General features: G+C 53.3%; 10 protein-coding genes. 2 read left to right on the top strand and 8 right to left on the bottom strand.

Annotation, left to right across the window (positions count from 1 at the left end; translation table 11 throughout):
• Nucleotides 1-79 precede the first annotated feature (79 nt).
• The 6 genes from BN8_RS25235 to BN8_RS32075 form a co-directional block, all read right to left on the bottom strand.
• Nucleotides 80-1,402, bottom strand: a complete 1,323-nt coding sequence (locus BN8_RS25235) for a hypothetical protein (protein WP_009284782.1) — start codon at nt 1,400-1,402, stop codon at nt 80-82.
• Nucleotides 1,389-1,940 (bottom strand): RNA polymerase sigma factor, encoded by a 552-nt coding sequence (locus BN8_RS25230; protein ID WP_040006860.1) that lies wholly within the window; start codon nt 1,938-1,940, stop codon nt 1,389-1,391. The genes BN8_RS25235 and BN8_RS25230 overlap by 14 nt, the downstream gene beginning before the upstream one ends.
• 102 nt (nt 1,941-2,042) lie before the next feature.
• Nucleotides 2,043-3,335 carry an Ig-like domain-containing protein gene (locus tag BN8_RS25225; protein WP_009284780.1) on the bottom strand — a complete coding sequence of 431 codons (1,293 nt, stop codon included), beginning with the start codon at nt 3,333-3,335 and terminating at the stop codon, nt 2,043-2,045.
• A gap of 105 nt (nt 3,336-3,440) precedes the next feature.
• Nucleotides 3,441-5,213 carry a patatin-like phospholipase family protein gene (locus BN8_RS25220; protein WP_009284779.1) on the bottom strand — a complete coding sequence of 591 codons (1,773 nt, stop codon included), beginning with the start codon at nt 5,211-5,213 and terminating at the stop codon, nt 3,441-3,443.
• A gap of 13 nt (nt 5,214-5,226) precedes the next feature.
• Nucleotides 5,227-6,816 carry an MBL fold metallo-hydrolase gene (locus tag BN8_RS25215; RefSeq protein WP_009284778.1) on the bottom strand — a complete coding sequence of 530 codons (1,590 nt, stop codon included), beginning with the start codon at nt 6,814-6,816 and terminating at the stop codon, nt 5,227-5,229.
• Between the two features lie 11 nt (nt 6,817-6,827).
• Nucleotides 6,828-9,167 carry a gluzincin family metallopeptidase gene (locus BN8_RS32075; protein WP_009284777.1) on the bottom strand — a complete coding sequence of 780 codons (2,340 nt, stop codon included), beginning with the start codon at nt 9,165-9,167 and terminating at the stop codon, nt 6,828-6,830.
• A 338-nt stretch (nt 9,168-9,505) separates the two neighbouring features.
• Here BN8_RS32075 and BN8_RS32070 point away from each other — a divergent pair, with 338 nt between their 5' ends.
• Nucleotides 9,506-12,337, top strand: coding sequence for a response regulator (locus BN8_RS32070; protein ID WP_009284776.1), 2,832 nt, complete (start codon nt 9,506-9,508; stop codon nt 12,335-12,337).
• A gap of 95 nt (nt 12,338-12,432) precedes the next feature.
• On the opposite strand, the gene BN8_RS25200 is transcribed toward BN8_RS32070, so the two are convergent.
• Both BN8_RS25200 and BN8_RS25195 read right to left on the bottom strand, forming a co-directional pair.
• Nucleotides 12,433-14,157: a GMC oxidoreductase gene (locus BN8_RS25200; protein ID WP_009284775.1), complete on the bottom strand. Its 1,725-nt coding sequence runs from the start codon at nt 14,155-14,157 to the stop codon at nt 12,433-12,435.
• A 104-nt stretch (nt 14,158-14,261) separates the two neighbouring features.
• Nucleotides 14,262-14,897 carry a gluconate 2-dehydrogenase subunit 3 family protein gene (locus BN8_RS25195; protein WP_009284774.1) on the bottom strand — a complete coding sequence of 212 codons (636 nt, stop codon included), beginning with the start codon at nt 14,895-14,897 and terminating at the stop codon, nt 14,262-14,264.
• A 240-nt stretch (nt 14,898-15,137) separates the two neighbouring features.
• Between BN8_RS25195 and BN8_RS25190 the strand changes: the two genes are divergently transcribed.
• Nucleotides 15,138-15,917 (top strand): MerR family transcriptional regulator, encoded by a 780-nt coding sequence (locus BN8_RS25190; protein ID WP_009284773.1) that lies wholly within the window; start codon nt 15,138-15,140, stop codon nt 15,915-15,917.
• The last annotated feature ends 7 nt before the right edge of the window (nt 15,918-15,924 follow it).

The following is a 15,924-nucleotide window of genomic DNA, read 5'->3' as shown; positions in this document are numbered from 1 at the left end:
ATAGCATATACGTTAGTTAGCGCACATTTTACTTATGCGAAGAGAGTGAAACGATCAAAAAAATTGAAAAAAAATGAATTTATTTTCTGAAACTGATGGATAAGCCGTAGGTATAAGGTCTTATCTTACAAAGATTTCTCCGATCGCTTATCGCATTTAGACTATATTGAACGGAGGGTTCGATGCGAAGCCAGAGGTCGGAGGTAAGGGGGCGCTCAATACCATAGGAGGCCTGAAGGAAAGCGCTTTGTCTCCGAACCGGGGCTACGTACCCACCTACCGTCACTCCAGCGGTCACATAATGGCTCCAGAGTCTGCCGTTACCCAGCGAGACAATCAGATCGGTGTTTAATCCTACGAAATGGTACCGGCTGGCAACAGACAGTGGACGGTCGGTCATGGGCGTAATGCGAACGGTCTGGTCGTTGACCCAGTTTACCTGTGTCGAATCGGTAAAGAGTGTCTGTAATCGATAACGCATTGAGGTTCTCAACTGACCGTAGGTAAGGCCGGTCCGCAAACCAAGCCGTTGCGTCAGCCGCCATTCTTTCCCAATCTGGATGCGGGAGCCGATGCGATCGGATGAAAAGGTACGCCCGGATTGAATCTGCCGGATGTATACCTCATCGTTTGTATTTGGGCTGATACGGCGGTAGCTGTAAAGAGCCATTACTGACGCATATAGACTCGACTGCCGTCGTCGCGAAACGCTGGGTAAAGCGTCTATGTCGGATTGCTGAAGGTTGATCGGTAAGGTAGGAGAAGCAAATTGCGGCCATCGTAGCCCCAGGTGTTGAAGTCGGTTTACCTGCATCGGCTCGGCTATTGACGCGACTTCGGTCAACACACTAACCATGTCGGTCGACGACGTATCATCCCAGCCGGGATAGGCTGATCGGGCCGCCTGAACATTCTCATAATACGTAGTAGGAGTAGGGCGCTGATACGTAGCCGCCTGAGTTTGCCAGGACGTTTCAGATGGCCGGTATGAAAACGTTTTCTGGGCTGGCTCTGTAACTGTCTTCTGCCGAGGAGCTATGGTTCCGACGGCTACTGACTGCTCTGGACCTGCTGGAGAAGGTATTGGGCTGAGTGTTTTTGGCGACGTAGCCATCGTAGAGGGGGCAGCCGGTTTCCGGGTCGCACCAACCGGCGATATTCCGGCGGCAGTGGGTTTTTCCGGCAGTGTTGTCCAGCGGTCGAGTATCCACCAACTCGCCCCCACTAGCAAAAGCAGCGCTACTGCCACACGGCCAGCTACCCGACCACGATTCATACGTGTCGGCTTCGGAGTGCCCGCCAGAATACGACTAAGCGCATCGGCAGCCGGTTCGGCTTCGTAGTTTTCCAGTCGCTGTCGGAACAGATCGTCCCAGGCCTGCTCATCCTCAGGAGTGTTCATAGCGAACGATACCCAGTTTTTTCAATTTTTCTTTTAATGCGGCTCTGGCACGTGCCAGTTGCGATTTCGACGTTCCTTCGGAGATCCCCAGCATCTGAGCAATCTCCGGGTGGTTGAATCCATCGACTACGTGCAGGTTAAAAACCATGCGGTATCCATCCGGAAGGTCCTGCACCAGTACAACCAGTTCATCGGCCGACAACCGAGCCAGCGTTTCGAGGTGATCGTCAGTGCCTATATCCTGAGCAGCTTCGTAATCTGTCTCGGCTTGCAGCCGGTGGTTTTTATGATAAATGTTAATGGCTGTGTTTACCATTACCCGCTTCATCCAGGGCAATAGCCGATCTGGCTGTTCGATGGTGTGGAGTTGTTGAAAGATTCGGATAAAGCCTTCCTGAAACATGTCTTCGGCCTCCGGGCGGCTGCGGGCATATCGCCTGCATAACCCCATCAAACGGCCCCTGAACCGATGGTAGAGGGCTGTCTGGGCTCGAGGGTCATTGCGTTGGCACGCCCGCAGGAGATCGAGATCTGTCATAGTTGAGTAGGCCATCGGCCGTTTGCAGTGGGTTGTCAACTGCGGCCGTTTGCCTATTCGCTCCTGCCTGTAATCAACCCTGCGTAATTTACTGCAAACTATTTACTCTTTTATGATGACCTTCACCTCAGCGGAAGATTTATTCGTCTGCACATCAGTTACTTCGTACGAAAACTTAACTTCGCCTGGTTTCTGGTTCTGATCCAGGGTGTACAGAATGCTGCCGTCGCGCAGTACATCGAGCTTCAAATTGCCAGGATTCGTACCGATTCGTACTTCTTTAATGCTGGCGCAGATGCGGTCGTTCAGCAGAACCGACAGCAGCACTACCCCTCGTTTTACGTCCAGTGCCGGGCGGCTCAGCGAAATGGTCCGTTCGTCGTTCACGGCCGTAAGCTTGCAGTTCGGGTCTGCCGATTTAACCTTGATCTGTACGATGGCCTGCAGGCATTCCCCGTTTTCGCAGCGCTGGTACGTCAACTCGTCAGTACCATTGTAGCCAGCGTTGGGTTTATAGACGATCAGTTGGCCAAATTCACTCGCTCGTGTTGACGTCATCAGGTAAGCTGACCCGTTGGCCGGTTGTTTCGTAATCGTGAGGGGAACCTGTCGGCTGGCTTTACACAACTGATCGTTTAGCAGCGGAAACAGAATAAGCGAATCGCTCAGCAACCGCTGGCGGAAGCTTACCTGATCGTCGTTTAGCTTGAGTTTGCAATCCCTGAACGGGTCACCAACCACAACCTTGACCGGAGCCAGAAGCGTACGGGCCTGGCCTCCTTTGGGTGTAACCGTGATTTTATAAATGAAATCGTCGTAGCCGTTGAAGTTGTCATTAGGTCTGTACGTCACCTTGCCGTCTTCTATCGTGGCCGTTCCGTTTTTGGGAGCCCGTTCGATACCCAGCGAACTGATGTTCGCGGTGGCATTACAGAACCGATCGTTTTTGAGTACGTCGATGCTTACGGCTGTGTTGGCGGTTGCCCGGACAACATCGGGGATCGTACCGGCGTAGCAGGGAATTCGGCTGGTGTCGGTCGTAACATTGACGGTAAAGGGGCGAATGGAGGCACCGGCTTTGTCCGACGAGATGGCAAATTGATCGGTGCCGTCTACAAAATCAACATTGGGTGTGTAGATCAGTAGCCCATCCTTGCTGAACGAAGCGTCTCCCTGCTGGGGTGCTTTACTAATTTTAAACGTCGTGGCCGATGTCAGATCAACAAACGATTTCAGGTCAATAGCCACCTGTTGCGTGGGCATCGTATAGAATTCGGCATCGGTATTCGGTTCCTCGTCCGGCGCAACATCCTGCCCAACTTGGTCGCAGGCCAGTATGCTGGCTGTCAGGAATATACTTGTCAGTAAGCGCGTGTTTTTATAAAGGTATAGCATAAGTCGGCGCGTGTTTTAGACCGCTACTGGCCGGATAGACACGCGCCAATCTAAAAGGGTTGCATGCCGGTGTTCAAGGAAAGCAACACAGAAACTCAGGAATAGTCACGCTTTGCTGCCCTGACGACTGGGTGGCATTGTAGCAGGCGTATCCCTGGACGGTTGCGGAATACTTGGACGACTTGTTACAGCGTTTCTAAAATAGTTCGGATCGCGCTGATAGGCATCCCAAAGCTGTCGGGCCTGTAGCTGTATATCGGCCGAGCGTGAACCGGGTTCGGGCGGATACGCTTCAAACTGCCGTAGTAACCGGTAGCACAGTGTTAGTTCGGCGCTGGCGATGATAGCGTCGAGCCGAAACTTATCATCCAGCCACCACAACGTTGTTCCCATCGATCGGGCCTGTTCGATCACTGGCTGGATCGTTCGGAGTTCCTTTCTCCATTGATCGGGCGTACCCCGGTCTTTCTCCGCCCGGATCAGCCGATCCAGTACGCTCGACAGACGTTTGTATTCGCGGCCGGCTGCGGCTGCCGCATACCCCTGGCTCCGAATCCGGCGCAGAAAGATGGTGTCGAGTAGGGTCATGACGCTCGTCAGCCGGATGGTCAGCAAATACCCAATCTGCCTGATCGACAGTTTACGAATGGGCAACGTAGCCTGGCTGTAGATGGGATTGTACGGCTTGCCGGCTTCGTTCAGCTTGCCGGTCGCCCATCGCACGGCCCATTGCAGCCCAAACCCAACCGTAAGAGCACCGCCGGCCAGCATACCCAGCAAAAAACCTTCGTAGGGTGGGTAACGTAGTACAAAAAGGTGTAGGAGGTAATACCCCAGGGCTACACCCGCTACGCCCACGGCCCACCGGAACCAGTTATCGACCTTGCCGGGCAGCGACGCCAATCGGTCGCCTTCGCCTGCGGTTGGCCCAGGCTTTGGGGCGTCGTACAGATTGACCCCGGCGCTCGATACGTCAGAAATCAGCAGCAGCGACATGGGGCCGACTTTATCGTAGATCGGATCACCGGGTTTAATGTCGTTCTTCTCGCAGTAACTGGCGTTCCGGTCGCTGGCGATCAGCAAACTTTCGGTACCCTGATTGTCGTATACACCACCGTCGAGCAAGGCAAGCCGGCTAATAGGTAGGCGACCGTTGTCGTAATCATAAAATAGCATTTCGCCGGGCTGGAGCGGGAAATCATCAGGCATCACCAGGGGCTCAAAGCCACCCGGAAAGCAGGACGAAGCTGCCACGATGTCGGCCAACCGGAGTTGCCGGGCATCGTTGGGCTGAATGAAAACGTTTCGATTGCCGACCAGGTAGCCATCGTCAATGCCGGATGCGTGCTGAAACCGGAACGCGAGTCCTGAATACAGTTCTGTGGCGTTGAATACCACTGTTTGCAACGGGAAGGTGTCCAGATCCGATTCGTTCCAGAACTCCCCAAACGTAGCACCTTCGAACAAATCGCTGTCGTATACATCGGCGAACGCCCGAATCAGTTTATAGTTGGGCAAATCGTTGGTGCTCACCGTCTTTTCCCACTGGTGCAGGGCTTTCCGCAAAAGCGTATCGTCGTGCAGGATTGCATAGAACTTCTCGTAAATGGTTTCGAACGGAACGCCCTGCTTACGCTTCAGCGCGTAGTAGGCCCCGACAATCGTACCACCTGATACGGTCGAAATCATCCGCACGTTATCGAGCAGGCCAAGCGTGTGTAGTGCCTTAAGCGTGCCGAGGTGATAGGCGGCAGCCCGAAAGCCACCACCCGATAGGGCGAGCGCAATACGGTCGAGGTCAGTGTCTGACTGGATACCGTCTGAGGCCACCGGTTTCGGCGTGGGCTCCTGATTGGCTGGCGTTGCTGGTGTGATCATGGGTACTGGTGGTTTAGGCAGATGCGTCTCGGGGTGGTGTGATGGTAAGGTCGACGTAGTTGATGGTCCGATCGTCGACAGGTACGTCGACCTGGAGGGCGACTTTGAGTTTCGACTTGATCAGGTCGTCTTCCTCAGGCCAGTTGGCCGGCATGGTAAGGTCGTCGGCCCGCAAAAACCGAACGGGTGCCATCCGGCGCGAATCCGTAGGTACGTTGGCAAACGCATCGAGCAGATTCTGGTAAGGAATATCATTCCAGCGATACCGCCGGGCGGTTTGGGCGTCAACCGGTATCAGAGCGCATAGCTTGGGGCTGGTCATTTTTTGCAGCCCCGTTCGTTTGGGCGTGGCGTTGTGGCTGCCGTGGTGCCCTACCTTGTAGAAAACCGTATTAGCCAGCAGGTCTTCGGCCGTTACCGTCCGGCTCGTTCCATCCTGATCCGTTATCCGCCACATGAAGCGACGTTTGTATTTGTCGTCGTTGCTGGCTCTGACCGAATCATCGTCCCAGGCCGACCAGACACCGTACTGGGCGTCTCCGGGGAAGAACAGAACCTCGCCGGTGTCAATCAGTTCAATGGCGAGCACCAGACTGGTGTTGTTGGTATACTGGTTCAGTTTCAGCGCCAGCCCTTCGGCCGAGTTCCGCCAGTCGGTATCGATACGTCGCCAGTCGTTTTCTTTGTCGAAGTATTGATGCAGGACGCTGTTGTCACGCCCGCCACCTTTCATTTGCTGAAACCGCCGTTCGAGCAGGCTTTTCTCATAGCTATCGCCATTAAACAACTTAGATGGCAAACGCTGGTATTCCGAGCCCGGCTCCAGCCGAACGGGTACAATGTATTCCTGGTCGAACGGCGCTTTGGACACGTACTCCGCAAAGGTTGCTGCGGGTTCAAACGCCCGCCCGAACGAATACGTGTCGGCTATGTAATCGGCCCCGATGTACAGTTCGCCATGCACATGGCTTTCACCGCGTCGAATGTACTCGATGGGCGGGGGGCCTAATACGTAGATTCGGACGCCAGGAATGTCGGTAGAATACTCCCCAGGCATAAAGTACCGGGTTTTGTCGGCCTGGCGGATAAGTCGATCATAAATCGGATTGGTATGATGCACCGTTTGGATGGGCTCATCCGATGCGTCTACATCCCGCTCAAAGCGAAACAACTCGCCCAGCAGGCTTGTATTCATGCCAAGTTCCGTCCGCTGTTCGGCTGGGAGCAGTTGAAAGGCGGCTTGCAGCGTAGCGCGGGTCTGTTCTTTGTACAGGCGCCAGTCTTTGGCCGGGTCATAATCAGGTCGCTCGGTCCAGCCCAGCCAGAGTTCCCTGATGTTAAGCTGATCGATCGTATCCCTGGCCTGGCGAAAGCCTGATATATGATCTTCGTGCTCATGGGTAATGACCAGGTAATCGAGAGGCTGTTTGTCGAGCCCATCTTCGTGCAAATGGCGGGCAATGGCCTGCATGTGTTCAGCCTGCCCGCCCCGGACCCCAAAATCGATGAGCATCCGGGTTGTTTTGTCGGGGTGCCGGAACGTCAGCAGAAAGCAGTCGCCGAAACCGGTGCAATACATGCGGATGGTAACGTCGTTGAGCATGAGTTCGAGGATTAATGGCCCTGGTGGAGAATCGCAAACGCTTCCGTCGCCTGATGCGGCCCAACGAGCCGGGGCGCAAACGGCGATTCGGTTTCTGACGGCACGTAGCAGTACAGGCGCACTATTTCAGCCGCAGCCCGCTCTTCGCTGATGACGTATCGGCTATTCTGTAGCCGGATCATGTCTTTTCGGATGAAGCGGGTTGTGCGCTGGTCGATGTTCAGCACGATGGTGCAGCCGCCTTTGAATCCGTACGGTGCATCGTAACCCGCCAGCTTGATCTGGCAGGTCTGCATGATGGTCATGACAACCTGATTGATGACGTTCGTTTCCGGTCCTATGCGCTGGGCCCGGCTGAGGGTATAAACCCCGTAGTTCGGGCAACCCTCCTGTTCATCAATTTTTACCCACTCGACGGTTATCTCCTTCATCCGTTCGGGCATCCCACGTCGGTTCAGTTCATCCCGCAGGGCTTTGTTAAGCAACGTTACGCTATGGTCGTTGCAAATGACGAGGTCATCCGGATTTAAGAGCAGGCCCATCAACCCCTGAAAACGTCTCAGCGAGTCGCCGTCGAACTCCCGGATGGCCTGCTCGATCCGGCGTTTATAGTCGACTGTCAGGTTGAACAGGGCCTCGCGGTTCTGGAGCATGAGCGACGTATCGTCGAAATACTTTCTGACCAGGTATTTGATAGTAGCCAGCGAATCATGCCCCGATGTACGCTTCCGCTTGGGGTTGAGCATCGCCGGTTGCTGCTCTGCTGTCGTGATCGGCTGAATAAGCTGGGCGTACAACGGCCGGATGGTGTCGAGCCAGACGTGCCAGGTGTGGGGCAGCGCCTGTTCCGGCGTCATTTCCGCTTTGCCCTGCAACCGCAGCCATTCGGCAGGCAGGTAATAAATTTCATTGAGAAGATCGTCGACCCGACGTTTGAATCGCTCCGGCTCCGATGCTTCTATGCTTTTACTGTCGAGGGCAGTAGGAGCCAGGCTATTCATGGGCAGTAGATCGCTTTCCTGGAAGCAAGAGTACGTCAGGTTCTCGACCGAGAGCGTACGGATGCCTGTTGGGTAAATTCCCCACCGCTTAAACGACTCCACAAACGCCACACGGTAACCCATCGGATCGTTCGGAACCAGGTCGACATCGGCCGTGATGACGGCCCGCAGAAAGTCCCCGAACGTACTGCCTACAGGTGGGCAATAATCCAGTGCCCGGATGCAGACGGTCAGAAACTGCTTAGCCGTTCGGGAGGCTTCGCTGGCCAGCCGACGTACCAGATCGGGGTGCAAATCGCCAGCCGGCATGACACCCGTACCGTTAGTGGCAATACGGTACAAATCGGCGGTCCGTTTGCGGTAAATATTCAGAAAGGCGTCAAATACGGCCGCAACCAGAATACTGCCGCGGGCGTGGGGTTCTGTCTCTTCTTCGTATAGTTTGGGATTAGGCGTAACCGACCGCCATTCTTTTTCGTCATTGTCGGCGTTGCCGATGGCATTGCGCAGAGACCCATGATTTCCCACAGCGAGGCCCATCTGCTGCGCCAGTTGGGCAAGCCAGTTATCGCTCCGGAGGTCACCCCTTGTCCGGGCGATCTGGTTTTCAATCAGGTCCGTGAACGTAAAGTGCTGAAACAGGGCAACCAGGTCCGAGAACGCTTCGTGAATGGCCAGCGTATCGCGGTGCAGTGGTACGATGTAGCCTTTGTGGATGCCGTCGATCAGGGCGTGGGTAACTTCGTGCGTAATGATGTCGTGCGACAGGCACGTAAACACCAGACTGCCGGGCATCAGAGCCGTTACGTCGCTGGGGCGGGCCGGAAAATACCCGAACAGAATCGCTTTGCGCGAAGGGCTGTAGTAGGCGTTGGCGTCGCGGAGGGCATGTGGATACAACCGCAGCCGCTGCACATACGTTTCGGTCGGCCAGCCGTCGGCATCGATCGGTCCCTCCCGCGACGACCAGAGTACTGGTCGGCCCAGCGCCTTTTCGAAGTTCTGGATCGTCGTCATGGCCACAGCGTATACCATCTGCTGATGAAACTGCGGATTACCTTCCGAAGGTGGCAGCCCGTCCTGCGCCAACAGAATTGGATCGTTCAGATCGAGGGGAGGGTAGAAAACGCCACTGGCCGGGTCTACATCGACCACCTCAACGTATTCACCGATCGGGCCGGGTTTCAGATCGCCTTCCCAACGTACCGGATAAACCAGTGTATTGATACCAACCGAGTTGAGTTGAACCGCAAAGCTGGGATCAAATGCATACCCCCGCAAACGCCGGTACACCGGCTGTAGCGACGGGTCCATGATATTAGCCGAGTGATGAACAGCTTGCGGTTTCATGAGCGTACGAATTGGAGTCAATTTATACGCTTTATAATAAATTGTAGCCTGTGGTTAAATGTATGTTGAGTAAGCGTGCTGGTGATTGATTTATCGGTAAGAAAAAGTGCTAAACTTTCGCAGATGATTTAAATTTAGAGCTGTATACACAATTGCTCGAACCGTGCAATCTATTTAAATTACCAATTAACTTTATTGCGGTAACTTTGAATTGACTATATTTATAAATTATCGTTATTAAGATACAAATTGTTTCATTTTTAGATATACCGTAACTTGCGGCAATTTATAAATGATGCAGGTTTTACTTAAGTATTTTACTAACCGTAACTACAGATTTGAGCCGGCAGATAGGGACATATTCACCAGATGATGGAGCGGGTAATGCGTTTGGTCCATTCGGCGCTGGTGTATTCTATGCTATTGGTAAAACAGGCCGATGGCAAGCACTGCTGGTTGTTTTACTCTGTTGTAGCTTCTTCCGGGCACATGCTGATCAACCGGCAACCGTGCGGGGCGTACTCGATCTACGCAAAACGGATTTATCGAAGGAGGTCGTTGAGTTAAATGGCGAGTGGAAATGGTATTGGCACCAGCTACGCGACCCTAACCAGCCTGATGCCGGGTTTGAGTTTATTCAATTTCCTGCATTGTGGGAGGGAACTACCTGGCAGCGCAAACCTGTGTCGGCCCAGGGATATGCTACGTACTCGTTAACCGTTCTGCTACCTGCTCATTCGAGTGGGTTGGCCCTGGAGCTGCCGGATCAATACTCGGCCTACCGGCTCTTTGTAAATGGTAAGGAATTTGCGCAGGATGGTACGCCGGCCACTACATTGGCAGAAACCCAACCTTACTGGTCAACTCAACTGGTCGAACTCCCCGCTTCGGGCGATACGCTCCGGCTACTTATGCAGTTGGCTAATTTTCACCATGCCAAGGGAGGAACGTCTCAGGCGATTCGGCTGGGCGAGCGAACGCGGCTGGATGCTATCCTGACAATGGATCGCGCCCTGGATTTGTTTCTGACGGGCTGTCTGTTCATGAGTGGCCTGTTTTTCCTTGGCTTATTTAGTTTCAGCCGTACCGATCGGGCTATTCTTTTCTACGGTTTATTCTGCCTGGTCTATTGCTATCGTATCGTGGGTACCCACCCGTACGTATTGCATACCATACTGCCCGATCTGTCGTGGCAACTGACGATCCGGCTCGAATACCTGTCGCTATACGTGGGCGTGGCGATCTTTGTATTGTATACGCATTCGCTGTATTCCCAGGATACCGACCGCCGGGTCAGCGCGATAATGACCTGGTTGTGTGTTGGGTTTGCCGGAACCGTGTTACTACTGCCAACGGTTCTGTTTACCAAACTCATGAATCCGTTTCTGGCGCTCATGGTCTGCTACATCGGGTATGCGTTTTATGTGTACTGGCTGGCGGCTAAACGGCGTCGACCTGGGGCTCGTTTTTCATTAATGAGTACGGCCCTGTTAATGGTCGTTTTTGGCTTTATCATTCTCGAGTATTTCGGTATCGCAATGCCGGCCAAAGCATTGTTGTTCACAGGGTATCTGGGCTTTTTCTTTCTTCAGTCGCTGGTGTTGGCCTACCGCTTTTCGTTTGCGCTTAGTGAGGCCCGTCATACTGAAAAGCAGTTCCTGGCCAACATGAGTCACGAGATCCGTACACCGCTCAACGCGATCATTGGTTTTTCGAATCTGTTGGATACGAACGCGTTAACTGGACAGCAGCAGGAATTTGTCCGTTACATCCATACCGCCGGTAAAAATCTGCTGACCATCGTTAATGACATTCTGGACATCGCCAAAATTGAGGCTGGTAAACTACGCCTGGAAACGATTCCTTTCAGCATCCAATCCCTCAGCGATTCGATCCGCACCATGCTGCTGCCCACGGCCGTCGACAAAGATTTACAACTGGTTGTCGATGTGGATCCTAACCTGCCTCCTGTGCTGATGGGCGATCCTACCCGGCTTACTCAGATCCTGCTCAATCTGTTGAGTAATGCGATTAAATTTACCAAACAGGGACGAGTGAGCTTGCGCGTTGAGCAACGGGAAATAACTGGTGGATTTGTACGGGTTCGATTTGTGGTCCAGGATACCGGAATTGGTATTGACTCCGGGGCGCTGCCTTATATTTTTGAACGTTTCCGGCAGGCCAGTGATTCAACCACCCGATTCTACGGGGGGACGGGGCTCGGCCTGAGCATTGTTAAGTCGCTGGTGGAATTACAGGGCGGCTGGATACGAGTAACCAGTACACCCGGGGAAGGGTCCTGGTTTACGCTGGAGATTCCGTACAAAATTGCGAAAGGCGAGAGTGATCAACTGATAAATAAATCCATTTCGAACTGGAAACAGACCGGCCAGACATTGCGTATTCTGGTTGTTGAAGACAACCCAATGAATCAGAAGCTGGCGTTGAGTGTGCTAAGCCGACTGGGGCATTCGGCTCAGGTTGCTGAAAACGGCGAACTGGCGCTCGAATGGCTCCAGCGAAGTACGTTTGACCTGATTCTGATGGATATTCAGATGCCGATTATGGATGGCTATACGACAACGCGTCACATCCGAAACACGTTGCACAACAAAACGCCTATCATCGCGATGACTGCCCATGCTCTGGCGAGTGAGCGCGAACAGTGCCTTCAGGCCGGCATGAACGACTTTTTGTCAAAGCCCTTTATGCCCAACGACCTGCAACAACTCATTCGCAAGTACGTACCCAACGGACCGGCTGAGGAGATTGCAGTTGAGCCGGAGACGGCTCCAGCAGCCGATGCTACCAGCTTTACAATGGAACCTTTGCTGGAAGTAGTGGAAGGCGATTTGTTTCTGGCAACTCAACTACTGGAGCTGTTCCTGAGCCAGACTGTCGAGCAAATGCAACAGATACGCCAGGCATTGGCCGCGGATGACCTGGAAATTGTTGGGCAATTGCTTCACAGTCAGAAAGCCCCCATAAAAATGCTGGGCCTGGACAAGGTTTGTCTCCAGTTGGAAGAAATAGAATCACTCATCGTCGCACGAGCGGCTCCAACGGTAATTGTACCGCTCGTGTATAATTATATCCTGGCCCTAGAAGCTGAACTACCCGGTATTGAATCGGTGCTACGATCGACGCTTCAGAATATGCCATCTGAATAACCGGTCATCCAGACAGGCGTCTGCCAAGAATAAGCGTTAAAACAAAAGCAGCCGACGTAATGCCGGCTGCTTTTGTTTTAACGCTATGCTTCGATTTACAAATTGCCTTTCTTCATTTCTTTCACGGCAAAGTCGGCAGCACGGGCCGTCAGGGCCATGTACGTCAGCGACGGGTTCACACACGAAGCAGACGTCATGCAGGCTCCATCCGTATTGAATACGTTTTTCACCGTATGGATCTGGTTATGCGCATTCAGTACCGATGTTTTCGGATCGCGACCCATGCGGGCGGTTCCCATCTCGTGGATACCGATACCGGGGTGCTTCGATTCGTCGTTGTACGGCGTTACGTTCTTACAACCGGCTGCTTCGAGCATTTCGGCTGCGTCGTTCATCATGTCCTTCCGCATCTTCTTCTCGTTGTCGCCGTAGGCTGCGTCGAATACGATCAACGGAAGACCCCACTTGTCTTTTTGGTCCGGCGACAGCGTCATTCGGTTGTTCGGATCAGCGATCATTTCGCCGAAACCACCGATGCTCATCGTCCATGGACCCGGTGTAGTCAGACTTTCCTTGAAGTCGGCACCAAAACCTTCCATACCGTTGCCCCGGTTCCAGCCGGCCCGACCAGCGCCACCCTGGTAGCCGAAGCCACGAACGTAGTCACGTTTGTCGTTGCCCCAGTTGCGGTAGCGTGGAATGTAGATGCCATTGGCCCGGCGACCGTAGTAATACTGATCCTCCATGCCTTCAAACGTACCGGAAGCGCCAACCGCGAGGTGGTGGTCCATGATGTTGCGGCCCAGTTGGTCCGAATCATTACCCATACCGTTCGGGAAACGCTTTGACTTCGAGTTCATCAGAATCGACGTACTGGCAAATGCCGATGCGTTCAGGAAGATGATGCGGGCGAAGTATTCGCGTACTTCCTTGGTATTCTGGTCAATGACCCGAACGCCGGTTGCCTTCCCTTTTTGCTCGTCGTAGAGCACTTCTGATACGATCGAATCAGGACGTAGCGTCAGCTTGCCGGTTTTCATTGCTGCGGGCAATGTAGCCGCCTGCGTGCTGAAATAAGCGCCGTAGGGGCAACCCCGCATACACTGGTTCCGATACTGACAGGCCGCCCGGCCCAGATCGTAGTGGAACTGCTTAGGATCGGTCAGGTGAGCCACCCGGCCAATCAGAAAGTGCCGCCCGGCGAATGACTTTTCAATTCGTTTCTTGACTTCTTTCTCGACGCAGTTCATCTGCATAGCCGGCAGGAAGTTACCATCCGGCAGCACATCCAGCCCGTCTTTAGAACCCGAGATACCAGCAAAGCCTTCTACGTAGGTATACCACGGCGCGAGGTCTTCGTAGCGGATCGGCCAGTCAACGCCGATTCCTTCTTTTGCATTGGCCAGAAAGTCTTCTTTGTTCCAGCGGTAGCTTTGCCGTCCCCACATCAGCGACCGGCCGCCCACGTGGTAGCCCCGAATCCAGTCTACCTGACGACCTGGTTTTTCGAGATAAGGGTTCTCTTTGTCATTCTCAAAATGGTGGCGCCATTCTTCGTTGGCCGTGTAGCCAGTACGCATATTGGCCCAGTATTCTTCGGCGGCCTGCGTTGTAACGCGGCCCCGGTGGGGGAAGTCCCACGGATTCTTTGTCGCTGTTTCGTAGCCTTCAATATGCTTGATGTCGCGCCCACGTTCCAGCATCAGCACTTTCAGCCCTTTTTGGGTCAGTTCCTTTGCGGCCCAGCCCCCAGAAATACCCGACCCGACGACGATAGCGTCGTAGGTCATATCTTTTTTAGCGTCAATATTGAGATTCATTGTTAGCAGGTTTTCTGTTTTCGGTTTACAGCCGCCGGTGCGCCAATGTTCCGTTCTGATTTAGTGCGGAGCGGTTAGCCGATACCTGTAAACAGTAAACTATCTTAAATTGCCCACGCCTTCTGGCCAGGTTTCAGCGGAACACAACCGTCGTACCGACCCGGAACGGCTACGTATTCCAGTGCCTGTGTACATCCAATTTCGGAGGTGAAATAACCAGTCAGCGTCAGGTCTTTCAGCATGGTAAAGAACGGCGTTACATTCTTACGCTTCTCGTTCGGCATCTGCACGTCCTGCTGACCGCTGGCATTCTGCGCCCGGGCCTTAGCCATGTCAGCGCGCTGCTGCTTGGCGTCGGCTTCGAGTTTCTTCACAATTTCGATCCGCTGCGCCGGCTCAAGCTGAACAAACGCTTTCCCATAAGCTTCCTGGCTTAGTTTATTCGTTTGTGCCAACCCTTCCAGGAAACGTTTCTGATCTTCTTCTTTATAGCAGTCTTTTACCAGAACATCAATGATTTCATTGACTTTAGCTGCTTTTGCACCCGGCGTTTTCGTAGTCGGAATGATTGTATCTGCCAGCTCGGCAACGGTTGCATCCTGATCGGCCGTGAAAAATACCGGCTTACCGGTGGTAGCCCGACGGATGGCCGACGCTTCGAGCGTATCAGCCAGCGCAGGCAACGACACCGTAGTGCCGACCAGCGCAGCAACCCGCATGAGGGCGTCTCTTCTGTTCATGGAATGAGCGAGTTAGTCGTTTCAATTAGAACGATGTAAGGAAGTACAAATGTATAAAAATCAAGGATTGGATAGGAGGATTTAGAGATTAATTCAGAATGGTTATAAAGAGCAGGTGGCTAAAAACGTAAGCCCTTAGCTGCCTGATGATTACTTCCTGAAAAAAAGTGAAAATTCTACTTGACTCTCCCCTTACGTCATAGCCTACTTTTACCGCGTTGATTCTAACAACGCCCGACTATGAGACACTATTCTGTCCGGAAACTGGCGAAACTGGCGGGGGTGAGCGTGCGCACGCTTCACCATTACGACCGGTTGGGGCTTTTGACGCCGTCTGTCCGTACTGAGGCCAGGTACCGACTCTATGGCGAAGACGAGTTGATCCGACTGCAGCAGATCCTCTTCTACAAAGAGCTGGACCTTCCCCTTACGGAGATCAAGTCCATGCTGGATGCCCCTGATTTCAACCTGCTGACGGCGTTGCAAAGCCATCGGCAAGCGTTGGAGGTCCGCCGGGACAGGCTGTCGGTATTGTTGGATACGATCGACAAAACGATGTTAAAACTTAAAGGAGAAGAAGGTATGCTTACAGATGAAGAATTATACGCGGGGTTTCCCAAAGAACAAGCGGAAACCTACCGACGCGAAGCCGTCGAGAAGTACGGCGCTCAGGTAGTTGAGGAGTCTGAGAACAAACTGCGGCAGATGGGTAAGCCCAATGTTGAAGCCCTGAAGGCCGAATCGTTGGACATTGCTCAGTCATTGGCTCGTTTGCGAGACGCTGACCCCGCCAGCCAGGCGGTGCAGGCGCAAATTGCTCGTCACTATGCCAACATTCGGCAGTTCTGGGGTAACTCTGTCGGCAATGGCAACATGGCCGAAGCCTACAAAGGTTTAGCGCAACTGTACGTGGATGATCTTCGCTATACGGCAAGTTATACCGGGCATGAAGATCCTGCTTTTGCCACGTTCTTACACAAAGCGATGGTTTATTTCGCCGATACGCAACTCGCTCAATAATTGAGGA

The sequence above is a fragment of the Fibrisoma limi BUZ 3 genome (genome assembly GCF_000296815.2).
Taxonomy (GTDB): domain Bacteria; phylum Bacteroidota; class Bacteroidia; order Cytophagales; family Spirosomataceae; genus Fibrisoma; species Fibrisoma limi.
This window is presented reverse-complemented; position numbering and strand designations above follow the sequence as displayed.

Coding starts and splice junctions, on each gene's coding strand:
- BN8_RS25235 (WP_009284782.1), bottom strand. CDS start 1,402: ATGAACACTCCTGAGGATGAGCAGGCCTGGGACGATCTGTTCCGACAG.
- BN8_RS25230 (WP_040006860.1), bottom strand. CDS start 1,940: ATGACAGATCTCGATCTCCTGCGGGCGTGCCAACGCAATGACCCTCGA.
- BN8_RS25225 (WP_009284780.1), bottom strand. CDS start 3,335: ATGCTATACCTTTATAAAAACACGCGCTTACTGACAAGTATATTCCTG.
- BN8_RS25220 (WP_009284779.1), bottom strand. CDS start 5,213: ATGATCACACCAGCAACGCCAGCCAATCAGGAGCCCACGCCGAAACCG.
- BN8_RS25215 (WP_009284778.1), bottom strand. CDS start 6,816: ATGCTCAACGACGTTACCATCCGCATGTATTGCACCGGTTTCGGCGAC.
- BN8_RS32075 (WP_009284777.1), bottom strand. CDS start 9,167: ATGAAACCGCAAGCTGTTCATCACTCGGCTAATATCATGGACCCGTCG.
- BN8_RS25200 (WP_009284775.1), bottom strand. CDS start 14,157: ATGAATCTCAATATTGACGCTAAAAAAGATATGACCTACGACGCTATC.
- BN8_RS25195 (WP_009284774.1), bottom strand. CDS start 14,897: ATGAACAGAAGAGACGCCCTCATGCGGGTTGCTGCGCTGGTCGGCACT.
- BN8_RS25190 (WP_009284773.1), top strand. CDS start 15,138: ATGAGACACTATTCTGTCCGGAAACTGGCGAAACTGGCGGGGGTGAGC.